The organism is Luteibacter sp. E-22 (assembly GCF_049913125.1).
In the GTDB taxonomy this organism is placed as follows: domain Bacteria; phylum Pseudomonadota; class Gammaproteobacteria; order Xanthomonadales; family Rhodanobacteraceae; genus Luteibacter.
The window spans coordinates 2,226,829-2,250,319 of sequence record NZ_CP183975.1 but is presented as its reverse complement, the minus strand read 5'-3'; the positions used below and the strand labels follow the sequence as shown (position 1 = coordinate 2,250,319).

At 63.6% G+C, this 23,491-nt stretch carries 16 protein-coding genes; 9 read left to right on the top strand and 7 right to left on the bottom strand.

Annotated features, from left to right (window positions below; all coding sequences use genetic code 11):
• Positions 1-6: 6 nt before the first annotated feature.
• Complete coding sequence (locus ACN9M2_RS10080) at positions 7-2,031, bottom strand: M13 family metallopeptidase (RefSeq protein WP_426284604.1); 2,025 nt, start codon at positions 2,029-2,031, stop codon at positions 7-9.
• A gap of 114 nt (positions 2,032-2,145) precedes the next feature.
• Here ACN9M2_RS10080 and ACN9M2_RS10075 point away from each other — a divergent pair, with 114 nt between their 5' ends.
• The gene (locus tag ACN9M2_RS10075) at positions 2,146-3,813 is read left to right on the top strand and encodes a DUF3300 domain-containing protein (protein ID WP_426284603.1); all 1,668 of its coding nucleotides are present in this window, start codon (positions 2,146-2,148) and stop codon (positions 3,811-3,813) included.
• 36 nt (positions 3,814-3,849) lie between these two features.
• On the opposite strand, the gene ACN9M2_RS10070 is transcribed toward ACN9M2_RS10075, so the two are convergent.
• The gene (locus tag ACN9M2_RS10070; RefSeq protein WP_426284602.1) at positions 3,850-4,851 is read right to left on the bottom strand and encodes an NADP-dependent oxidoreductase; all 1,002 of its coding nucleotides are present in this window, start codon (positions 4,849-4,851) and stop codon (positions 3,850-3,852) included.
• Positions 4,852-5,033: 182 nt separating this feature from the next.
• Here ACN9M2_RS10070 and ACN9M2_RS10065 point away from each other — a divergent pair, with 182 nt between their 5' ends.
• The 4 genes from ACN9M2_RS10065 to ACN9M2_RS10050 all read left to right on the top strand — a co-directional run bounded on the left by ACN9M2_RS10065 (position 5,034) and on the right by ACN9M2_RS10050 (position 8,876).
• Positions 5,034-5,867 carry an alpha/beta fold hydrolase gene (locus tag ACN9M2_RS10065; RefSeq protein ID WP_426284600.1) on the top strand — a complete coding sequence of 278 codons (834 nt, stop codon included), beginning with the start codon at positions 5,034-5,036 and terminating at the stop codon, positions 5,865-5,867.
• A gap of 52 nt (positions 5,868-5,919) precedes the next feature.
• Positions 5,920-6,570 carry a DsbA family oxidoreductase gene (locus ACN9M2_RS10060; RefSeq protein ID WP_426284599.1) on the top strand — a complete coding sequence of 217 codons (651 nt, stop codon included), beginning with the start codon at positions 5,920-5,922 and terminating at the stop codon, positions 6,568-6,570.
• A 144-nt stretch (positions 6,571-6,714) separates the two neighbouring features.
• Positions 6,715-7,269 (top strand): hypothetical protein, encoded by a 555-nt coding sequence (locus ACN9M2_RS10055; RefSeq protein WP_426284598.1) that lies wholly within the window; start codon positions 6,715-6,717, stop codon positions 7,267-7,269.
• Positions 7,270-7,439: 170 nt separating this feature from the next.
• Positions 7,440-8,876, top strand: a complete 1,437-nt coding sequence (locus ACN9M2_RS10050; protein ID WP_426284597.1) for a hypothetical protein — start codon at positions 7,440-7,442, stop codon at positions 8,874-8,876.
• A gap of 4 nt (positions 8,877-8,880) precedes the next feature.
• Here ACN9M2_RS10050 and ACN9M2_RS10045 read toward each other — a convergent pair whose 3' ends face one another.
• Both ACN9M2_RS10045 and ACN9M2_RS10040 read right to left on the bottom strand, forming a co-directional pair.
• Positions 8,881-10,017 (bottom strand): FAD-dependent monooxygenase, encoded by a 1,137-nt coding sequence (locus tag ACN9M2_RS10045; protein WP_426284596.1) that lies wholly within the window; start codon positions 10,015-10,017, stop codon positions 8,881-8,883.
• Between the two features lie 89 nt (positions 10,018-10,106).
• Positions 10,107-12,416, bottom strand: a complete 2,310-nt coding sequence (locus ACN9M2_RS10040) for a TonB-dependent receptor (RefSeq protein ID WP_426284595.1) — start codon at positions 12,414-12,416, stop codon at positions 10,107-10,109.
• A gap of 386 nt (positions 12,417-12,802) precedes the next feature.
• On the opposite strand from ACN9M2_RS10040, the gene ACN9M2_RS10035 reads away from it, so the two are divergent.
• Together ACN9M2_RS10035 and ACN9M2_RS10030 are read left to right on the top strand one after the other, a co-directional pair.
• Positions 12,803-13,252, top strand: coding sequence for a YybH family protein (locus tag ACN9M2_RS10035; RefSeq protein WP_426284594.1), 450 nt, complete (start codon positions 12,803-12,805; stop codon positions 13,250-13,252).
• A gap of 2 nt (positions 13,253-13,254) precedes the next feature.
• Complete coding sequence (locus ACN9M2_RS10030; RefSeq protein WP_426284593.1) at positions 13,255-13,833, top strand: helix-turn-helix domain-containing protein; 579 nt, start codon at positions 13,255-13,257, stop codon at positions 13,831-13,833.
• Positions 13,834-13,894: 61 nt separating this feature from the next.
• On the opposite strand, the gene ACN9M2_RS10025 is transcribed toward ACN9M2_RS10030, so the two are convergent.
• Positions 13,895-15,685, bottom strand: coding sequence for a peptide-N4-asparagine amidase (locus tag ACN9M2_RS10025; RefSeq protein ID WP_426284592.1), 1,791 nt, complete (start codon positions 15,683-15,685; stop codon positions 13,895-13,897).
• Between the two features lie 130 nt (positions 15,686-15,815).
• Here ACN9M2_RS10025 and ACN9M2_RS10020 point away from each other — a divergent pair, with 130 nt between their 5' ends.
• Both ACN9M2_RS10020 and ACN9M2_RS10015 read left to right on the top strand, forming a co-directional pair.
• Positions 15,816-16,814 carry a sialidase family protein gene (locus ACN9M2_RS10020; protein WP_426287895.1) on the top strand — a complete coding sequence of 333 codons (999 nt, stop codon included), beginning with the start codon at positions 15,816-15,818 and terminating at the stop codon, positions 16,812-16,814.
• A gap of 331 nt (positions 16,815-17,145) precedes the next feature.
• Positions 17,146-20,106, top strand: a complete 2,961-nt coding sequence (locus tag ACN9M2_RS10015) for a TonB-dependent receptor domain-containing protein (RefSeq protein WP_426284591.1) — start codon at positions 17,146-17,148, stop codon at positions 20,104-20,106.
• Positions 20,107-20,151: 45 nt separating this feature from the next.
• Here ACN9M2_RS10015 and ACN9M2_RS10010 read toward each other — a convergent pair whose 3' ends face one another.
• Together ACN9M2_RS10010 and ACN9M2_RS10005 are read right to left on the bottom strand one after the other, a co-directional pair.
• Positions 20,152-20,529: a VOC family protein gene (locus tag ACN9M2_RS10010; protein ID WP_426284590.1), complete on the bottom strand. Its 378-nt coding sequence runs from the start codon at positions 20,527-20,529 to the stop codon at positions 20,152-20,154.
• A gap of 53 nt (positions 20,530-20,582) precedes the next feature.
• A complete protein-coding gene (locus tag ACN9M2_RS10005; RefSeq protein WP_426284589.1) occupies positions 20,583-23,465 on the bottom strand; it encodes a beta-galactosidase in 2,883 nt (960 codons plus the stop codon).
• Positions 23,466-23,491: the final 26 nt, after the last annotated feature.

Below are 23,491 nucleotides of genomic sequence, written 5' to 3'. Positions count from 1 at the left end.
GAAACGTCACCATATCCTGACCCGCTGCACTGGCGGAAGATACAAAGCCTGACCCGGCTTCACATCGAACGCCTTGTACCAGGCGTCGATATTGCGCGATGTCCACACGCGTTGCGCCGCCGGCGCATGCGGATTGGTCAACAGCCGCTTGCGCAAATCGGCGTCGCGGTAGTTCAGGCGCCATATCTGCGCCCAGCCGAGGAAGAAACGCTGGTCGCCGCTGAAGCCTTCGAGGGTGGGCGCGGGTTTCCCCTGCAACGAGAGCCGCCAGGCGTCATAGGCGATGACCAGCCCACCGAGATCGGCGATGTTTTCGCCTAGTGTCAGGGCGCCATTGACGTTCAGGTCCGGCAGCGGCCTGTACGCGTCGTACTGGCGCGCGAGGGCCTTGGTTCGTGTTTCGAACCCCGTCAGGTCCGATGGCGTCCACCAGGTCGCCAGGCGGCCGTGTTCGTCGTACTTCGAACCCTGGTCGTCGAACTGATGGGTGATTTCATGCGCGATGGATGCGCCGATTCCTCCGTAGTTGATGGCGGGATCGGCATCGGGATCGAAGAACGGCGGTTGCAGGATCGCCGCGGGGATGACGATCTCGACGGCGGAGAAGTTGGCGAAGGCATCGACCGTCATGGGCGTGACGCGCCACTCGTCGCGGTCGAAGGGGTGGCCGAGCTTGTTCATCTCGCGGTCGAACGCGAAGGTACGTGCCCGGAGCTGATCGCCGAAGGCATCGTCGGCGCGTATCTCCAGGCCGGTGTAGTCGCGCCATCGGTCGGGATAGCCGACCTTGGGGTGGAATGCCGCGAGCTTGGCGCGTGCGCGGGCCTTGGTTTGTGGCGTCATCCAGTCGAGCGCCTGGATGCGCCGGTCCATGGCGGCGAGCAGGTTGCGAACCAGTGCTTCGGCGGCCGCCTTGTGGCCCGCGGGGAAATAGCGTGCCACGTATGCCCTGCCGACCTCGTCGGGGACGGCATCGACGGTGAAGGCCACGGCGCGTTTCCAGCGCGGTTCCGGCTGCTCGGCACCGCTCAGGAGGCGATCGTGAAACGCGAATCGCTCTTCCGCGAAGGCGCGTGGCAAGACATCGCCGTAGGCATCCAGCACTGCGACGCGCAGCGCATCCCTCAACACGGGCAAGGGCGTGGCACCGACCACGCCCGCGATGCCGGCGACAGCGTTGGGCTGGACGACGACCAGTTCGTTCGCCTTGGTGCCGATCCCGTCGAGAAAGGCATTCATGTCGAAGCCCGTCGCGAGGGATGCAAGCTGTGCGCGTGTGCGGCGGTTGTACGTCTTGCCGGCGTCACGACTGTCCACCCGGTTCCAACTGACTTTCGCGATATCGGCTTCCATGCGCAGCAGGGCGCCGGCGCGGCGCGAAGCGTCCTGCGCGGCAACGCCTGAAAGGACCAGCAGACGTGCGACATGGTCGCGATAGGCGACACGTGCCTGGGCCATCGCCGCATCCGGCCGCAGGTAGTAGTCCCGGTCGGGCAAGCCCAGTCCCGCCTGGCCGAGTTTCAGCACGTATGCATCCGGATCACGGTCATCCTGGGTGACGACGACCTCGAATGGTATGGCGATACCTTCACGCGCGGCTTGTGCGGCCAGGCGCGCGTAGTCTTCACGCGTGGCGATGGCGTCGATGCGATCCAGCCAGGCACGGGCAGGCGCCAGGCCCTTGGTGTCGAGGGCCGCCTCGTCGAGGAAGGCGGCGTAGGCAGCGCCGGCCTTGCTGTGCGGATCTTTCCGCGCTGCGTCGAGGATGCCCTTGACGCGCTCGCGATTGAGGTCGTCGAGGCGCGTGAACATTCCGTAGTTGGATTTGTCCGCGGGAATGGGTGTGGCGCGCGCCCATGCGCCATTGGCATAGCGATAGAAGTCCGTTCCCGGCGCCACCGTGCGGTCCATCCCCGCGATGTCGAAGCCGAACGGCCTGATCTCCGGCTGCCCGCGCGTCTGCGCAGGAACCGAAGATGTCGCGCAGGACATGAACAGCGTAGCGAGAACGACGGCGTGGATTTTCGTCATGCGGGCCTCCGGGTTCAGCCTCTGGATGGTTATCGAGCACTTGCGAAAGCGATAGGAAAGGCTGGTCCAGCGTAATCGGGCGCAACACAGGGTGCCAACCATGGAGCGATTTCCTTGAGCAAGCAACGCCTTTCCGCCATGACACTCAGCGCGACCCTCTGTATCACCACGTTGGCCGCGTGCAGCCAGCAGCAGTCCGGCAGCGCGCCCCCGGCGTCATCGACCGCGCCGGCTCCCGCGGCGACCATCGCCCAGCAGCCGCAGGCACCCGCGTATACACCACCGACGGCCGACCAGCTCTACCAGCTGGTCGCACCTATCGCGCTGTTCCCGGACAAGCTCGTGGCCCAGGTCCTGGCCGGCTCCACGTATCCCGACCAGATCGTCGCCGCCGACAATCTCGTCGCGCAAAATCCAAAGCTCAAGGGTGCCTTGCTACAGACGGCGGTGGAGCCACAGCCGTGGGACGCGAGCGTGAAAGGGCTCACGGCTTTTCCCTCGGTGCTCGACCAGATGGCAAAGAACACGGACTGGACGACCGCGCTCGGCCAAGCGTACGTCAACGATCCCACTGACGTGCTCAACGCGATCCAGGTGATGCGCGAGCGTGCCGCGCAACGCGGCAGCCTGCGTACATCGCCACAGCAACGCGTGACCACGCAGTCCGTCACCACCACCGAGGTGCAGCAGGGCGAGGATGATTCGACCGTGGTCCCGCCGCCACGGCAGGTGATCGAGATCGAACCGGCGCAGGAAGACACGGTGTACGTGCCCAGCTATGACCCGGGTGTCGTGTACGGCGAGGAAGCCGTCTATCCCCGATACACCTATGTCCGTTCGTCCTATAGCACCGGCAATATGGTCGCCGTGGGCGCGGTCAGCTTCGGCGTGGGCATCCTGGTCGGTGCCTTGCTCGACCACCATGACGGCGGTTGGCATTCGTGGGGCATGAACTGGCACGGCGGTTACGAGGGCAGCGGTTACAACGGCGGTGGCTGGCATCGTCCCGCCGTGATCTACAACAACCAGACGTATGTCTCGCATTCCACGACCGTGGTGAACCGCTATACGACGAACAACATCAATAACGGCACCATCGTCAACAACCGCGATTCGTTCAACCGCGCGACCGCGTCGGTGAACAACATCCATGATGGCCGTAACGTTACGAACAACGTCGACAACCGGCGCTTCGACAGCCACGACAGTGTGCGTCCCGCGCAAATGAGCGTTCCGGACTTCGCTCACGCCGGCTACCGGAGCGCGGCACCGCCGCCGATGCCGCACCCGGGGCGGCAGGAGGGGGCAGGAGCAACCGCGCGGCCGGAAGGCGCAGGAATGGCCGCACGGCCAGATGTCGGTTCACGCTTCGCCGATCATGCCGCCGTGGAGAGAAAACCCCAGCCCGAAGCGCCGCCGGCGCCACCCCACGCGTTCGAGCCCCGGCCACAAGAGACGCCTAGGGCACATGCGGCGACCGAACCACAGCAACGTGCCGAGGAAATGCAGCACGCCGTAAGAGAGCAGGCGCCGCAAGCCCGGCCGGAAATTCCGCAGCACCCGGTCGCGCAACCGCGCGAGGTCCAGGCGCGGCCCGAAGCGGAACCGCGCCAGTCCCGGTTCGAGGAACATCCGCCGCGAGAAGAGCATCCGCGCCCCGAAGAACATGACATGCCGAGGGAGGCCCGACCGGCCCCGCAGGCGCACCCCCAGGCACACCGCCCGGAAGCGCCGCCACCGCATCGTCCCGAGCCGAAGAAGGACGAGAAGAACGATCGGTGAATCTTATGGTTCTTCGTGCAAGGTTGGGTACGAGCTTTACTTAAGCTTGACGACGACCTTGCCTTTCGCACGGCCCGATTCGACGTAAGTCAGTGCTTCGTTGGTCGACTCGAAGGGGAATACGCGATCGAGGACGGGACGGATGACGCCCGCCTCGACCAGCGTGGCTATCTCGCGCAGCTGCGTGCCGTTGGCTCGCATGAAGAGGAACGAGTAGTTCAGGCGACGACGGGCCGCCTTCTTCCTGACGCCCGCGCTCAGCAGCCGGACGATAACTTGGACGAACCACGGCAAGCTGATTTCCCGCGCGAAGGCGGGGTCGGGCGGACCGGAGATCGAGACGAGGGTGCCGCCCGGCTTGAGGACGCGCAGCGATTTATCGAGTTCGGAACGGCCCTGGCTATGCAGGACGGCGTCGTAATCCTGCAGGATCGCTCCGAAATCGTCTTTCTTGTAGTCGATGACGATGTCGGCGCCGAGGCTCTTCACCATGTCGGTATTGGCGTCGCTGGTCGTCGTGGCGACCGTGGCGCCGAGGTGCTTGGCCAGCTGGATGGCGAAGGTGCCGACACCGCCCGAACCTGCCTGGATAAAGACGTTCGCCCCTTTCTGGAGCTGCATGCGTTCCACCAGGGCCTGCCACGCCGTCAAGCCCACCAGCGGCAGCGAAGCCGCTTCTACCATGGTGGTATTCCTGGGCTTGAGGGCGACGTCGCTTTCGTTGACGGCGATGCATTCCGCGAACGTGCCGATGCGATGATCCGGCGGCCGCGAATAGACTTCATCGCCGACTTTGAACTGCCGAACCTGCGATCCCACCTGGACAACGACGCCGGCCACGTCATGACCGAGTACGAGCGGCAGGTGGTAAGGGAGGATCAGTTTGAACTCGCCGCTCTTGATCTTGGAATCCAGCAGGTTCACGCCAGCGGCATGGACCTCGATCAGCACCTCGTTGTCCCGTGGCATGGGGCGCGGCACGTCGCCAAGCCGCAGGGCGACGTCCTTGCCGTATCGGTCGATGAGGAATGCTTTCATGGCGGTCTCTCGGTCGAGGAGTTTCTGGCACTCCCGGACTGGGAGTGACTATCGTTATGATACCCATCATATGTCATCCCGCTCAAAGGGCAAGGTCGCCGGATCAGGATTGACCAAAAACGGCCGCCCTCTACTCATGTGCTTACGGACGTAAGACGATGCCAACCGGTTAAGCTCCCACCATGGCCACCCCATTCCACGACGACGATCTGATCCATCTCGCGGCGCATGGCGTTCCGCCCCTTCCGGCGGAGGGAGTGAGCGGATATGTCGATAACGAGAACGCCCGCATCTGGTACGCCGGCATCGGGGCGGGACCGCCGGTGGTGCTGTTGCACGGTGGCCTGGGGAACTCGGGTAATTGGGGCTACCAGGTTCCAGCGCTGGTCGGGGCAGGGTACAAGGCCATCGTGATCGACAGCCGTGGCCAGGGCCGTTCGACCCGCGACGCGCGGTCGTACAGCTACGAACTCATGGCATCCGACACTCGCGCCGTCATGGATGCGCTTGGCGTGACCAAGGCGGCCTTCATCGGCTGGAGCGATGGCGCCGACACCGCACTCGTCCTGTCGCGGGAGACGCCGGACCGCTCCGCCGGGGTGTTCTTCTTCGCCTGCAACGTCGACAGCACCGGTACCAGGCCGTTCCAGCCCACCCCGGTAATCGACCGCATCTACAACCATCACGCCAAGGAGTACGCAATGTTGTCGCCGCTCGCCGGCGGATTCGAGGCGATGCGCGACGACCTGGGCGCGATGCAGGCCAACCAGCCGAATTATGGAGCCGACCAGCTTCGGGAAGTCGCCGTGCCGGTGTGGAGCGTCCTGGGCGAGCACGACGAGTTCATCGAGCGCGAGCACGCCGAATACATCGCACGAACCATTCCCGGCGCCAGGTTCGTCCTCCTGCCCGAGGTCAGCCACTTCGCGCCGCTGCAGCGGCCGGAGGTATTCAACATCGAAGCGTTGGCGTTCTTGCGAGAGGTTCAGAGCCAGTCCGATGGCAGCTTGAGGTAACGGCCGGCTTTCGAGGTGTACGATAACGACAGACCCCTTCAAGGCACTCCCCATGCCCCAGAAAATGAAGATCGACTTTGTCTCGGATATCGCGTGCCCGTGGTGCGCGATCGGCCTTGGTGGACTCGACCGCGCGTTGGAGCGCCTGCACGGCGTGATCGAGCCGGAGATCGTTTTCCATCCGTTCGAGTTGAATCCCCACATGCAGCCCGGCGGCGAGAATACGTTGGAACACGTGGTCGCCAAATACCGCATTCCTGTCGATGAGGCACGCCAGAATCGCGAGCGTATCAAGGCACGTGCCGCGGCGGTGGGCTTCACCATGAACACGTCGGACGCGAGCCGCATCTACAACACCTTCGATGCACATCGCCTGATCGCCTGGGCGGCCGAAGACGCGAAACAACACGAACTCACCCGGCAATTGTTTGGCGTCTACTTCACGGATCAGACCGACCCCGGCGACCACGATGCGCTTGTCGCGGCGGCTGAAAGGGTGGGACTGGACCCGGCGGAAGCGCGCGAGGTGCTCGAATCCGATCGCTACGCCGACGAGGTGCGCCGGGACGAGGCGCTCTGGCACAGCCGTGGAATCACGGGCGTGCCGGCCGTGATCGTCAACGACCAGTACCTGATTTCAGGAGGCCAGCCGCCCGAGGAGTTCGAGCGGCAGTTGCGCGGGATCGCCGAGGCTACGGCTTGACCGAGGCCGGCTCCGAAAGGTCGATCTCGATGCGATGGTTGCCCCTGGTATCTGGCGCGATCGCTGTTGGACACTTGCCGCCGTCCTTGAAATCGTCGATACGATCGCCGCAGTTCCATCCTGCCGACGAACCGGAATCTCCACATGATCGATAGTTCCAGCTCGCGACTGGCATGCGTCGCCATGATGGCCGGTATCGTGGTGGCGGCGGGCTGTGGCACGCTGCCTCCTTCATCGAAACACGACGACGCGGCCAAGCGTGAAGGCGCGGTCAGCTATTCACGGATCGAGGCCAGCGCGAACGAGCAATACAAGCTCACGCAGAGCGAACACGCGTTCGGCGCCCAGCTCATCACGAACGATCCTCCTGTCTATCCCGAGGGCCTGATCGGGAAAGCGTTGCCGCCAGCGACGATCAGGATCAAGGCCATCGTCGACGAGACCGGCCACGTTACCGAGGTGAGGGATCTCGATACCTCGTCGAACCCGGACCATCAGGCGTTATTTCAGGCGTGCAGGACCGCCGTGATGGGATGGACATTCACACCCATGACCATCGTGCGGGAATCGGACGATGGTCGCGGAAATATCAGCCAGGTGAAGAAGGACGCCGCCTTCAGTCTCGACTACGCCTTCCGGTTCGAACTCGTCGATGGCCGGCCGCGCGTGACCGCCACGAAGGAAGCGGCAGGGACATGACCCGCGTCATCTCAAGTTCGCTCCTTGGCTGCCGATAAAAGCAGGACCGCGATAGCCCCGGGCCCAAGGAGATTTCTGCCGTGATAGGGATGGTTTCGTCGACTGCGAGCGCGATGCTTGTGCAAACGGCGCATCCACCGGCCACGGCCGTCGATCAAGCCGCCGTCGATATGTCCCGTCCGCCGCCTTCGGTGATCGTGACGCTGGGGAGCTCCCAGGCCGAGCCCGACTCGACCTATGCGCCATCGCGTCCCGCCGCCCTTACGTGGGCGAACCGGTCGACGGATGCCGTGACGGCCATGATGGCCGGCAATTACGGCGCCGCTTCGCTATCCGGACGCCTCGCCGGTCTCGGCAAGGCATTGCTCGACCGCTTCGCGACGGATGGTAGCGATTTCTCCCAGTCCGTGAGCGCAACGGCCCTAGCCGCCAGCGGTGCGCACGCGGACACGACGTTCACTATCAAGACGGCGAGCGGCGTGACGGTCGTGCTGAGCCTCAAGAGCGGCGACGACGGCCTCGCAGTCACCTCGCGAAGCAACGCGTCGCTCAGTGACACCGAGCGCGCAGCGGTGGCCAGGCTTTCGGGCGCTTTCCAGAAGGCCCTCGATGGCATGGTGGCCTCGCCGCCCAAGCTCGATCTCGGCGGCCTGATGGATTTCGACCCGAAGGTGCTCGCTTCCGTGGACATGAAGTTCGACATGGCCACTGACCGATCGACGCCGCAGACGGTCGCGTTCCATGCCGACAGCGCGTCCCGCAGCATCAAGACGAGCGGAGACCTGGGCACGATCGACATGAGCGTCGATATGCGCTCCGCCGCGATCCTGGGAAATCCGTCGCAACGCGCGGCCACGATCGACAACTACCTCAAGCAGTTCGACAAGGCGTCGTCCCGGGGACGCGCCGACCCCGTGCTCATGACGATGTTCAAGGATGCGTTCACTCAATTGAACACGATCCAGGACGATGGCGCCTCGGCACTGCTGAAGACACCGCCGCGGATTCCGTTGTCCGCCAACGACCACGCGATGTTGACCGGCCTGGCCGACTTCCGCGCCTCCGTGATTCAGGCATCGTCCACGCCGAATCCCATGCGGGCGGACGAGAAGGACGGTTTTTCCTATCAGGTATCGCAGGAGACGCAGCTGGGCGGTCGCGATGCGTCCAGCCGAACCATTTCCCAGCGGCAGCGTTCGCAACTGACGGCGAGTTTCCATGGGGCGCTGTCGCCGGATCTGTCCCTGATGCTGACGAACGACCCCAAGTCACAGAACTACTACTACACGCAGGTCGACGACAGCGCCGACAGCCAGACGGACATCGCGTACCGGAAGGGCAGGTTGGCCCAGGCCTCGGTGACGCAATCGGCCAGTCAGTCCACTCATCAAGCCAAATACATCATGGGCAAGCTCGTCGAAGAGACGACGACGCCTTATGCGCGCTCCGGAACACGGAACCTGTTGGGGCTTCTGAAACCGTTCGAAGACGAGGGCAGGGCCTTGACGCGGCAACGACGGTCCGAATGGGAACAGACGCTGTCCTCGATTCATGCGGGTATGGGATTGCAGTCCGATCCCTCCCGGATCGACGTGCCACGGACGTGACGCATCAACTCGCTTGAAACTGTTTCAGCGGCTCGTAGGTGGCCCGGTAGCTGCGTGGCGTGATGAACGGCATGAGCAGGGTGCGAAGGGCGTGCGGCAGGCGGGCCGCCTTCGACAGCCGATCCGTCATCGCCTGCACGTGGGCCACCCGGTCCCGTCTGGCCTGCTCGTAGCGCCGGCCGATCGCCGCCACGTCATCGCTTTCGGCGACGATGGCGGCGAGCGCAAGCGCGTCTTCCATCGCCAGCGCCGCACCTTCCGCCCAAACCGGGGCCGTCGCGTGCGCCGCGTCGCCTATGAGGACGACCCGGTCCTTCGTCCAGGCCGCGAGCCGCACTTCCTCGATGGGCGAGTGGTAGACGTCCTCCGGATGTGCCAAGGCCCAGTCCAGCACCTGGCGCACACGCTCGGGGAACGTCCGGAAGGCTTCGCCCAGGTGGCGATGATCGTTGCCGGGAATCCCTGTCGACCGGACGGTGACCCAACCGTAGACCGTGGCGTCGTCGACAGGAAGCAGCAGGATCATGCCGTGTTCACCGGTCCATAGCGTCCATCCGTCGATACCGCCAGGATTGGGTGCCATGAAGCGCCAACTTGCCGAGGCGAGCCGGGCCGTCGTGGCGCCCTGCGATCCCATCGTCATCTCTCGCACGGTGGAACGAACGCCATCGGCACCGACGAGCAAGCGGCTGGAAACCGTATCACCGCCGGTCAGGCCCACCTGCACGGCGGATGCATCCTGCCGAATGGCTGCGATGGTGGTGCCGAAGCGGATGGCCGGCGAGGGGAGACCGGAGCCGAGCATCGCCATGAGATCCGCGCGACGCACGGCGCGTGGACGCATGGTTTCACCCCAGAAGGCATCTTCGTCGATGGCGGCCAGAAGACGGTCGCTGCCCGTACGATATTCACGCTTGCGCACGGGATGTCCCAGCCGCTCGATGGCGTCCGTCAGGCCCAGCCGCCGGAGCGCGGCGATGGCGTTGCCGGGAAGATTGATGGCAAGGCCACCGTCGGCTGCTTGCGGACTCCGTTCGAGCACCAGGGAATCGACCCCTCGCTGCTTGAGGGCGCGCGAGGTGGCCAGACCGGCGATGCCACCACCTACGATGACGATCGGCTGCGAATCGTTGGACGCCATGGGAGGCTGCTTGTTGGGGACGACTCGCGATTCTCTCCCATGCACGCGCGGTGGCACACACCCCTTTTGGGGCTGGACAAGCGCAAATATCAGTACTGGTACTGCAAGGTCATCCCGATGGTCCGCGGCTGGTTGAGGGCGACGCGGCGCGTCGTCGGCAGGTCGGCCGAGATGGCGACCGGCAGGTCGGTCTCGCCGCGCTTGTCGAACAGGTTGGTGGCGTAGAACGAGATATCGAAGCCGTTACGACCTTCCACGCCCACGCGGATGTTGGTGGTGGCAAAACCCTTGCGGCGATAGAACGGGCTCTCCCGGTCGTACAGGAAGTTCGAATCGCCCACGTAGCTGACATCGGCACGCATGAAGCCGTCGTACTGCGCATTGACGCGATGGCGATATTCGGCTGCCAGCGAGCCGGTGAAGCGCGGCACGTTCACGAGACGGTCGCCATCCTTCGCCGAGGTGCCCGGCACGTCGTTCTTCAGGTGCGCGTCGTTGTAGCTGAAACCGGCACTCAATGTCACCGCGTTGACGGGCAGGAACTTCATTTCCAGTTCCGCGCCCTGGCTCACCGCTTTGCCGAAGTTGGCGGTGATGTTGTAGCCGCAACCGAGCACGATCTGCTGCTGAACGTGGTCCCAGTCGATGTGATAGACGGATGCGTCGATGAGCAGGCGCCGGTCCAGCCATGCGCTCTTGAACCCCAACTCGTAGTTCCACAGGGTGTCGGGGTTGTACTTGTTCAACTGCGACTGGCTGAGGCCCAGCCCGGCCACTTCCGATCCGCACAACGCCGCCGGCGCGGGGTTGTTCGGGCCGCCCGGCCGATAACCCTCGGAGGCCGTGACGTAGACCATGTTCTCGGGGCTCACCTGATACTGCAGTGTGAACTTCGGCGTGCTGCCGTAATCCTTCGAACTGCTGTGCACGGTGCTCGGGCCACCATTGAGCAGGCCGTCGCCACTCTGCGAAAAGCCCTGCTTGACTTCGAACGCACGGATGCCCGCGCTGGCCTTCAGTTTGTCGGTGATGTTCCAGGACAACTCGCCGAACACGGCGTATTCCTTGAGCGTGGCGTTACGCGCCCCCTGGTAGATCGTCGAGTACGTCGGGAAGGGCGTGTCGAAGGTCTGGTTGAATCCGCCGGGATAGGGTATGGACGAAGCCAGCGGCGCGCGGACGTCGTGATAGAACGCGCCGAGGATCGCCTGCACGGGGCCGTCGAACTTGCTGGTCGCCCGCACTTCCTCGGTGAATTCCTTGTTCTTGTAGCTGCCATACATCGTGGTCGGATAGACGCTCGGCAGGCCGAAGAAGTAGTTGATGACCTTGGAGCTGTCGTCCCGGATGTTGACGTTACGCGTGAAATACGAACTCGACGACATCAGTTCGAAGGCGTCGAACTGCTTGTGGATCGCGATATTGGAAATCGTCGATTCCTGCACGTTGGTTTCGTTGACATCGCGCACCTGGTACGGGTTGTCGAGCGTCGCGGGAATCTTGTCGTAGGTGAACGGCGATCCCAGCTTGGAATACTGGTAGATGACGCTGGGCGTGATCGTAAGCGTATCGTCCGGCTTGATCAGCATCGCCACGCGCACGCCATAGGTCGTGTACGTGTTGACGTTGTCCTTCTTCTTGCCGTCCGGATCGGCTTCGAGGTAATTGGACGGCGAAATCGGGTAGCGGTCGATATACCCGTCGTCGCGGCGGTAGTACGCGGACACGCGCAGCGCGACCTTGTCCTTGAGCAGGGGGACGTTGAGCACGCCGTTGACGTTGGCGTTGGGTCCGCCATGGTATGTGCCCGAGACATCGGTCTTGATGCGGGCCTCGACAAAATCCAGGTCCGGCTGGTTGGTCACGTACTTGACCGTGCCGCCCATGGAGCTGGAACCGTAGATGGTGCCCTGTGGGCCGCGCAGCACCTCGACGCGCTCGATGTCGAACACCGAGGGGTCGATGACGCCTCGCGTCGACAGCAGCGCGGCGTTGCTCGATGCCGCGATGGGCACGTCGTCGAGGTAGTAGCCCACCGTGGCGGCGGAGCCCGCGCTCGACGAGATACCGCGGATGATCAGGTTGTTCGAGCCGGGGCCCGAGGACGCGACGGTCAGCGACGGCGCGATGCGCGCCAGGTCGACGAGGCTGGTCACGCCCTGGCGCTCGAGTTGTTCACCGGTCAGCGCCGTCATGCTGATCGGCACCTTCTGGATATCCTGTTCGCGCTTTGCGGCGGTGACCGTGATGCCTTCGAGCGTCTGCGGCGAATCCGAAGCCTGTGTCTTCTTCTTTTCGCTGGCCGGGGCGGTCGCGTCCTGCGCATTCACCAGGCCCGAGGCCAGGGCCGCCGACAGCAGGGCCGTATAGAGAAGGCTGCGCTTGAGATCTTGGTTCATGGAATTCCCCGGCGAGTGAAACGTGCATACCCTTCGCGCACGCTCTCGATGAGAGCGTGTTCTATGGTTCGTGTGTATTGCCCCCGGACATCGATCCCACGGGTGAGCCCATGGGCGACGGTCCTTGCTCGGTTGATGCCAGATGTCCCTGACCGGCTGCGCCTTCGATCCCCTGGCACCGTATGTATAGCCGTCTGAACCGCATTTGTTGCGGTGCACGCTTCCTGGTTTCGATCAGATCAAAAAGTTTTGATGACGTCAAGCTTTTACGTTACGATCCGACGGCACCGCACGATAGCTACCTAAACGGGTCCCGCCCGATGCCGTCCACTATGCTGGTCCTCATCGGCGGAAGAGCGACTTCTCTCTCATGCTCCAGGGGTGTCATGAAAACCATGTCCGTGCTTTTCTGCGCATTGAGCGCAGTGGTGGCGACCGCCGCCGTGTCGGCTGAAACTCCGGCCGTGTCGACCGCCCAGGCCATCAAGCAGACGCTCGACGCCAGCGCCGCGGCATGGTCGGCTGGCGACTTGAAGACGTTCATGGAGTGCTACGAGCGAGCCCCGGGTACGCGCTACGTCAGCGCGGGTGGCGTCGTCGAGGGCTACGAGGCGATCGAATCGATGTACGCCTCGCGCTTCCAGAAGCCGGGCGCCAGCCTGGGCAAGCTCACACTGGAACTGATCGACGTCAAACCGCTGGGTACACAGTACGCCTTCGTCATCGGCCGCTACCACCTGAAACCGGACACCGGCGCCGAGGTTTCGGGGCTCACGACGCTGCTTTTCCACAAGGTCGGCTCGCGCTGGCTGATCAGTAGCGACCACAGCTCGTAACCATGGCGGGCGCACAAGCGACGCCGGACAGGGCCGCCGGGCTGAGCATCGGGTCCGCGATTCGCGATCGCCGCCGCGGCCTGGGACTCACCTTGCAATCCCTTGCCGACACTTCGGGGCTTTCCATACCGTTCCTCTCGCAGGTCGAGAGGAACCTCGCCCATCCATCGCTGCTATCCCTGGAAGCCATCGCCAAGGCGCTGGATGTGGACGTCGACTACTTCGTCGGCGTGCCCTCGCCGGGGCAGATCGTCTGCCGGGCGGGCGAGCACGACCGGATCGACCTGGAGTCGCCGGTGGTCTACGAGCGCTTGAGCGGCAGGCATGCCGAACGCAAGATGGAAGCACTCCGGCTGATCGTTCCGCCTGGCCTCGCGGCGCCGACGATCCATCGCGAAGGCGAGGGATTCTGGTACATCCTGAGCGGCACGCTCGAAATGACGGTGGGCAGGAAGAAGTTCGTGCTGAACACGGGGGACAGCGCGCACTTCGACCAGAGGCATCCCTATAGCATGCGTAACGTGGGCAAGTCCGAAGTGCGCATGATCTGGGTCGGGACACCGGCGATATTCAAGGACTGAGTCGTGCATCGCTCATAAGGCGCCGCCGTACGAACGGCGGCGCCTCGATGAAAGTGCTTTCTCAGAAAATACCCGGGTCCTCGGTACGTGACGTGTCGGGCGAGCCATCCGGATGGGTGAACCACAGCAGCTGGTTCCGGTTCCCCGGGCAACCACCTCCATCGGTCGCCGCGGCCAGCGCACCGGCGTTCGTGCTGATGTCGCGGCCGTAGCAACTACCCAGGTTGTCCTTGAAACGGAAGGCCTGGGTGCTGCGCTGCCCGCTGTGTCCCGTGACCGCGCCACCGCTGAAGGCCAGCGTGTCGGCCGTGTCGATGCTGTTGTCCACGTCGCTGCGATAGAGGAGCAGGCTACCCAGCTTCTTCGAGAACTGCCGCGAGAAGCCCTGGGTCACGGCGCTCGGGGCGGAAACGATGTTGCCTGCATCGTCGAAGCTGTACTTGAAGCTGGCCAGCAACGGGAAGTCGTAGTGCGCTTCCGTCGTCACCGCGAGCCCCGACCGACCCTGCCGGGTCCTTGTCGTGCTGTCGACCGTCGACAGCTGGTCGATGGCCTGTTCGTAGCGCGTGGCGTCGATGTCGAAGGTCTGCGTGTTGCGGAAGGCGACCGTCTGCGTGACGTCGGTGGCGATGCGGCCGTGCGACGTGTCCACGTAACCACTGGTGCGGAAGCTGCGCGCTGCGTGGGTGGCGACCGTGCCGCCGACCACGCCGGATACGTCGGTCAGCGTGTTGTCGATGGTGGCGATGGCCGGCTGGTCCTTCAGGGTGTTGGCGGTCACCGCGCCGCTCAGCACCTTGCGACCGCGATCGAGATAGACAAAGAGGTTGCCGGTCGCGGAAAAGTAGCCGTTCGCCCCCGTCACGCCGATGGACAGCGCATGAGGTTGGCCGTCATTGAGCAGCGCGGCAAAGGGCGTGATGTCGACGCGGTAGGGCAGGAAGTTCAGCGTCTGCACGCCAGGGGTTGGCCGCCACATGTACGGATCGATGCCGCCGGTGAAGATCCAGGGATATACCGGCGCGACGCCGGCCGGTTGTCCGTCGATCGATACCTGCACTTCGCGGTACGAACCGCCGCCGCAACTCTGCGCCTCGTTGGCGACCTCGTCCGGCACGCACGAATACCAGAACTCATCGCCACCCTGACCCTGGGCGAACACATCGAGATAGGCGCGTTCGATGTTGGTCGGCAGAGTGAACGTGCGGGTGAGCACGTCGGCTCCCGTGTTGAGCGTCACCGTGCCGCCGTCGATTCCGTCGGAAAGCGGGTAGACCGCGTCCGGTGCATCCGCCTTCGGTGCGAGGACGTTGGCGGGATAGAAGACCAGGCGGGCAGAGCCACTGATCACGCCCGTGTACGTCTCGTTGACGACGTTACCAAGAATGGCCTGGCCGGTCTGCGGGTTGCCCAGAAGGCTGGCGAAGTCGCTGACGTCGCGCTCGATGTGCCAGCTCGGCGACACGGCGGAGGAGGGCTCCTGCGTCGTGCCGAAGTAGACGTTGGCGCCGCCCAGCCAGAGCGACGCGGTACGATCGAACTGACGCCCGGTCGTGACCGAGAAGTCCGCTTCGAGCACCACCTTCGACCACGATTTGCCACAGCCCACCGGCGGTGCGTACGTATAGGGATGATTCGAGAAATCGGTGAAGGTGTAACCCTTGAACAACTCGACCACGCAGGACTTGCCCGGCGGCCGGGGAACAGCCGGATCGGCAACCGCGACATTCGTGGAACCTATGTCGAACCCCGGTGCCGTTGCCGCGAACGCCCCCTGAGCGGCGCACGCCGCGATACACCCAAGCAAACCCATCCGCAATTTCTTGCGACGCACCCCATCGATGAAAGCCATGCGCACGTTCTCCCACGACGTACTGCCCCCTGCGGGAAGGAACGTAGCATGAGAACGGTACACTTCACGCCTCGACTGATCGAAAGCGGATATGCCAGCAACGAAAGCATTCTTCCTGCTTCTCCTCGCCATGCCTCTTTTGGCATTCGGCAGTGACACATCGCCCGTGACGACCCGCGAATTCGTCGCCGATCCCGCACCGACACCACAGAGCCATGCGGGCACGATCGTGGAAACCGGGCGAGGGCTCGTCGCGGCCTGGTTCGGTGGAAAGGAGGAACGCGATCCAAGCGTCGGTATCTGGGTGGCGCGATACATCGATGGGCGCTGGTCGCCGCCGCGGGAAGTCGCCACTGGCATGCAAGCAGATGGGGCGCGCCTGCCGACATGGAACCCCGTGTTGTTCCGATCTGCGTCCGGCACGCTCATGCTTTTCTACAAGATCGGACCGGACCCTTCGCATTGGTGGGGCATGCTGATGACATCCCACGATGACGGCAGGCATTGGTCCCCGCCGCGCCGATTGCCGCCGGGCATCCTTGGCCCGATCAAGAACAAACCGATCCAACTGGCCGATGGGACGATCGTCAGCCCGTCGAGTACGGAGGAGGACGGCTGGCGTATTCATTTCGAACGGTCCAGCGACGACGGCAAGACCTGGTCGACAAGCGGCGATGTGCCAGCGAACGGCATCGATGCCATTCAACCGAGCGTGCTGGTCGGGCCGCAAGGCGAATTGCTAGCGATCGGGCGCACCCGCCAGGGCAAGCTCTTCCAGACCCGGTCCTCGGACGGCGGGCGCCATTGGTTATCGTTGCGCCTGTTGGATGTCGACAATCCCAACGCCGGTGTCGATGCGGTATCGCTCGTGGACGGCCGCTACTTGCTGGTCTACAACCCGGGCCGGCCCGGTCCGAATTGGTGGGATGGCCGGGGCACCCTGGCCGTCGCCATCAGTGACGATGCCATGCGATGGAAGAGGGTACTCACGCTCGAAGACACGCCGGGCAACGAGTATTCCTACCCCGCGGTCATTCAAACGAGGGATGGCCTCGTCCACATTTTCTACACCTGGGAGCGAAAACGCATGCGACACGTCGTTATCGACCCGACAAAAATCGACCCGTGACGCCCGGCTCGACGCCCCTAGCCCCGGGCTGACGATCCCCGCTGGAAAGCCCGACGAAAGCCTGGATTCGTATTGCTTACGCCCCACGAACAGGTGTTCCCCGTTCGTGGCGCGGCTTTTGCTGCAGCGCAACTTGCATCGATCTTAATTCGGTCTATAAGCCTCTTTGTGACATATATGAACATGTAATTCGTATATGCACTTTCTTGCGAATGAACGGAAGCGAGAGCAGGGGTGGCGAGGAGGGTCGCTGTCCCACGCACCTCGTGGCTTGGCGCAGCACAAGAAAAACACTCACCAGATGAAGGCTCCCGTGGGGGGAGAAATACTCATGAACAGAATTCGTTTGCGGCGCGGAATGATCGCCAGTTCCGTCGCGTTCGCGCTCTTCGCGCCCCAGGTCTACGCGCAGTCGACACCGCCGGGGAGTGCCGACAAGGCTGTCGAGTTGAAGGAGGTCACCGTCACCGGTTCGATGATCCCGCGCGTGGAGGTCGAGGGCCCGGCTCCGGTGATCACCATCACGGGCGAACAGATCAAACAGCAGGGATTCACCACGCTGTGGGAATTCCTCGATTCGTTGCCGCAGGTGGGCCAACAGATTTCGGATTCCGCGGCATGGGGTTCCAGTTCGGTCAACGCGCGCTCGGTCAACCTGCGCGGCCTCGGCCCGGGTTTCAGCCTGCTGATGATCGACGGGCATCGCATCGTCGATTACCCGCAGCCGTTGAACAAGCAGAGCAACTTCCAGAACTACAACAATCTCCCCACCGGCATGATCGACCATGTCGAGATCCTGGCTTCCGGCGCCTCGTCGATCTACGGATCGGACGCGGTGGCGGGCGTGGTGAACGTGATCCTGAAAAAGAACTACCAGGGTGACGACCTGCAGGTGACCGGTGGCGGCGCCACGCGCGGTGGCCGCGCATATGGAGACATCAACTTCTTCGGTGGCAAGTCGGGCAGCAACTGGCATGTCGTCTACAACCTGGAGAAGTCCAACCGCACGGCACTCTGGGGTATGGATCGTCCGTATCAGGACTCGGTGTCCGACGCCGGTTATGGCGCCTGGGGCCCGGCGGCACGTATGTTCGGCTACCAGTACGACGCGGCCGGCGCCGTGGCCCTTTCCGCCATGAACGGCAATGGCCAGTACATCACCCCGCCGGCGGGAACCTGTGGGAAGTTCACCAACTCGCAGCTGAGCCAGTCGCATACCGTCACCACCAATGGCACCCAGATCGCCAGCGTGACGAACAATGGCTATTACTGCTCGCAGCCCGCGCTGTTCCAGAATTGGGTGTTGACGCCCGGCAGCCGCAGCAACAACGGTTACGTGTCCGGCGAGTACGACTTCAAGAACGGTTTGCAGCTCTATGGTTCGGCGGCCCTGTACAGGACGGTGGGCATTTCCAACACCCAGTTGAATGTCTTCGGTACCGGCAAGTTCTATGACCAGACCACGGGGCAAGTCATCAGCCAGGCCATTCGTCAGCTGACCGCGCAGGAGATCGGCACGTCGGCCAATACGCATGATCGCGAGCAGAACTGGAACCTGCAGACCGGCTTGCGCGGTACCGTGTTCGACGGCGCCTTCCATTGGGACCTGAACCTCAATAGCCAGAAGTACACCGTCCGCGAAGACTTCACGGGCTACAACGCCCAGGCGATGAACAACTTCTTCCTCGGCAAGCAGCAGGGCACCACCGCCGACGGCTTGCCCATCTACGCCATGAACTGGCAACAGTGGTGGAACCCCATCACGCCGCAGCAGTACAGCCAGTTCGCGGTGAACGGCGAGAACACCTCGTCTTCGTGGCTGGACCAGGCGCAGCTACGCCTCAATGGCGACCTGTTCAAGTTTCCGTGGGTGGACGAGTCGGTGGGCTGGGCGGCGGTGCTGGAAGCGGCGCACAACGGCTTCAAGCTCTCGCCCGATCCGCGCGCCGCGGACCCATCCACCTTCCAGAATCCGTTCGGCGCGTATCTCACCGGTGGCGGTACACGCCAGCGGTATTCGCTCGGTACCGAGTTCCGCGTGCCCTTGCTCAATACGGTGACCTGGACCATCTCCGGCCGCCTGGACAAGTACAACGACGCCAGCAGCGCCGATGTCGCCCGTACCTGGGGTTCGGGTATCGAATGGCGCCCGTATGATGGTCTTCTGCTTCGTGGCAGCTACGGCACCAACTTCAAGGCGCCGGACATGCAGGCCATCTACCTGACCGGCTCCACCTCGCCGGTGGGTGATTACATCGATCCCTTGCAGTGCGTGAACGCCATCAAGGCTGGCCAGAACAACAATACGTGGTGCAACCAGGTCCAGCGGCCGTCGTCGCAGTACTACACCTTGTATACGAATGGCAGCCGCCTGCTGCTGCCGCAGACCGGTCACTCGTGGACCTACGGTTTCGTGTGGCAGGTTCCGGGCGTGCAGGGCCTCTCCGTGTCGGCCGACTACTGGCACATGGGCGTGGACAACGCCATCCAGTACCTCGACCAGAACACCGTGCTGAACGACGAGGCCGGCTGCCTCACCGGCGTCAAGCCGAACGGCACCTCCGGTCTGTCACCTTATACGGCGCACGTGCCGGATTCGGCGTATTGCCAGATGGTGACCCAGATGGTGAAGCGTAACGCCACCGGCCAGATCGTCTCGGTACAGTCCGGACCGATCAACGAGGCGTCACTCTACGTGGGCGGCATCGACGCGTCGCTGGATTACAAGTTCCATACCGACACGCACGGCGATTTCCGCGCCGGCATCAACTACACCGATAACCTGTCGTACAAGCAGCGCGTGCTGGCGTCCGACGAACTGCAGAACACGCGTTACCAGAACGTGGCGAGCAGGGTCACCTGGATCGGCGACTGGAGCAAGGGTCCGTGGAACGTATCGATTTCCGGCGTACGAGAAGGAAGCATGCGGGCTCCCAACTATGACGGTTGCAATGTCCTGCCAAATGGCATCCAGCCCGGCATGGTCACCGTGCCCAACGGCGGCCAGACGCTCGCCACCGGCATCTGCCAAGTGACGCTCGATGGCAACCAGGTCAACGTCGCCGACACGACGTACAAGGGCAGGACACCGGTGTGGATCACCTGGAACGGCTCGGTCGGTTTGCAGATCAATCCGGAGACCCACCTGAAGTTCACGGTGTCGAACATCTTCAACAAGGTCGGGGCGATTCCTTATTACGCCGGCGGTTTTGAATTCGTCACGACGGGCCAGACAGCGGACGAGTACAACGGGCGGGAGATGTTCATTACGTTCGACTACAAGCTGGATTGAAATCCGGTTTGTCGGGAGAGGCTCCGGACCTGGACCACGATCGGCTTAGAGATATTCCGATATCTCGATCAGGTTCAGGTCCGGATCGCGGACATATACCGAGCGGATGGGTCCATTCGCTCCCGTACGATCCACGGGACCTTCAACGATCTCGATGCCGCGTGCTTGGAGGGACGCGATAGCGTCGTCGAGCTTCCCTTCGGCGATGAAGCACAAATCCAACGCGCCCGGCACGGGCGTGTGCGCCTTGGGTTCGAATTCGTGCCCTTTCACATGGATGTTGATCTTCTGCCGGCCGAACACGAACGCTTTCCGTCCGTTCCCGAACGCTTCCAGTCGCATGCCCAACCCCTGAACATAAAATTCGGTGCACGCATCGATATCCACGGTGGTCAGGACGAGGTGGTCCAGGCGATCGATCATCGGGGAGTCCTGTCCGTTCAACGTGAGTGTGACCAAGGCTTTCTGAGGGCATCCTACCTCGGGGGAGCGGTCTTCTGCACCCGCACCACCTCGCGATAGCCGGGCGTCTTCACTGTGTGTTGTTCCAGCGACGTGCGGTAATTGCCCTGCATCACCAGCGATACCTCGCCAAGCCCTCCGTCGTGCGCGGTGCTCCAGGCGGCGATGGCGATGGTGTTGTCGCCGTGCTGGTTCAGCAGGCCGGACGGCAGCTCGAAATCGGTCTGTGGCCCGACGTCGCTGATGTAACGGCCGATCTGCCAGCCGTTGATGAAGACGATGGCGCGGTAGCGGTGTGGAGCGAGGTCATGGATGCGCAACGCGATCGGCACGTCCTGTCCGGCGGGCAGGTCGAGACGGAAGGTCGTGCGGTACCAGTCGAGGCCGGGCTTGTCGGTGCTATGCGGCAAGGTGGTGGGCTTCCATCCGCCATCGGCGAAGCCGGGCAACTGCCATCCCATGCGCTCGCCGTACAAGCCGCCGGCATTGAACGGGCCGCGCACGGGGTCGGGCAGGTTCTCTCCACCGGCATTGCCCTGTATCTTCCAACGGATCTCGGTGGGGGCGCCGGCGAACGTGGCCGACAGGAGGCCGCGCGGCTCGCGGAAAGCGCCGTTGTGCTCCTCCTGTAGATGGCCGTGGTTGTCGACGAGCACCGAAATGACGTTGTCGCCGCCTTTCTTCAGCCAGGCCGGGTCGATGGCGAACTGCTGTGCGCCGCTGGGGTTGTTGCCGAGGAAATGACCGTTGAGCCAGGCGGTGAAGATGCCATGGTTGCCCAGGTGCACGCCGGTGTTGGCGGACAGGCGGATGCCGATTTCCTTGCCGGTGGCGCGGAAATGCCCGCGATACCAGACGTTGCCGTGGTGGAAACCGTAGGCGTCGCTGTCGAGGATCGGCAGTTGGTGGTTCCAGTAAGGATTGGGCGAACTGGTGCGGTCGGTGGCGAGCCAGCCGCTGTCGTCGAAGGTGGGTGCGATCTCAGGCGCGCCATCGTTGACGCGCCAGTTATCGAGCCGGGGAAGCGATACGGATGCGGGGCCATCGATGTGGGCAATCAGGCTGGCGGATGGGGTGGCCATCGCGTCGACCGGCGCGTTGTTCCAGGCGAATCCGTGCGTGTCGGGAAAACCGAAAAGCTCCACTTCGCTCGCCTTGTCAGTGTCACCGGTGAGCGCAACCTTGTCGCCCGAGCGAACGGCGTTTCGAACGAGATAGGGACCGCGAACCAGCACCGGGCCGTTCGTCGTATCCAGTTGCCAGAAGCGGGTCGCGGCCGCGTTGTCGGCGATCAGCAGGAGCAGCGACGTATCGCCCTGGTCGATCGCCACCCGCGCCAGGCCATCGTGCCGATAGTTGAGCCGTAGCGAATGCGTGGCCGCATCCCAATGCGCGGTGACCTTTCCATCGATGACCCGCGTCTTCGGCTCGGCCGGATAACGCAGCACTGTCTCGCCGTCTTCGCCGTGACGGCCGTAGAACAGGGCGACGTCGCGCCCACCCAGACGCAGTTGGGTCATCAGCTCCGACGTGGAATAGGCGAGGCTCTGCCTCCCGAAGCGGAAGTTCGCCAGCAGGACCTTGGCATCGCGGCCGTCGATATGGATCGCCGTGCCGGGCTGTTGCGGGATCGTGGTTTCGCCTGCGTCGTCCAGCACGATCTTCAGGTGCGTGGCATCGTCAGTCGTATCCTGGGCCTCGGCATGGCGGAGGAAGTAGAAGCGCGTGCCGTCATCCGGATTGATACGTCCTGTGACCTGAAGGCGCCGGTTGTCCGGCACCGACGTCCCGACCGCATCGGTACGAGCCAGCGGTGCCACGGCACGCGTCATGTAACCGATGAGCTTCTGCTGGTCGTACTTGGGCGTGAGCTGGCGGCTGGCGGTGATCGCAGCGCCATAGTCGTACGATGTATATACGCCCGGTGACGACAACCAGCCCCAGTTGATGCCGCCATAGGTCATGTAGAAGTTCTGCATCGTCGAGCCGGCCGCCATGATGGACTCGTAGAACACGCGCTCGAACGCCGGGCCGGTGAATGTGCGGCAGGCCTCATAAGCCGGGCCACCCCATACGTCGAAGGCGCCGCCCTGGTACTCGGGAAAGAAGAGCGGCGTGCGCGTCAGTTCCCGACGCTCGGCGCTGAAGTCGTAGATGGCGTTCCAGCGTTCCGGACGCGTGCAGTCGAAGTCCAACGGATAGGAGTCCTGGCCCGGGATATCGGTGGCACCCAGGCCTTCGACGAAATTGCTGTTGTGATTGCCGGTGAGCGGCACCGTGATGCCATCGGCACGCGCCTTGTCCTCCAGGTCCTGCATATAGCGGCGAGTGTCGTCGGACTCGTCGTAGAGTTCGTTCTCGACCTGGTAGAGAAGCACGCTGCCGCGGCCGTCGGTGACCTGGTGTCGCGCGATGATCCGGTTGATCTGCGTCATCCACTCACGGTACGCGGCGGTGTATTCGGGTGAATCGGAGCGTGGCTTGCCCGCCGTGGTCACCAGCCAGCCGGGAAAGCCGCCCGCATCGGTTTCCGCGTTGATGTACGGGCCCGGGCGCGCAATGACATAGATGCCGACGTCACGCGCCATATCGAGCAATCGATCCACGTCGCGGATGCCGGAGAAGTCGTAGATGCCGCGTTTGGGCGAGTGATAGCCCCAATCGAAGTAGATCTCCACGGCATTGAAGCCGGCCGCTTTCATTTTCTGCAGTACGTCGAGCCAGGAATCGGGGGAGGGCAGTCGCCAGTAGTGGAACGAGCCCGACCAGAGGTACGTGGGCTTCCCGTCAATGACGAGCGAATAGCGGTCATACGTGACCGTATGAGCGGGCGCCGCCACGGCGCTCGACGCGCCCAGTACCGCCAGCGCAAGGCCGGCCCAGCGAAACGAGATCATGCGTACCCCTTCCTCGACGACGGCGC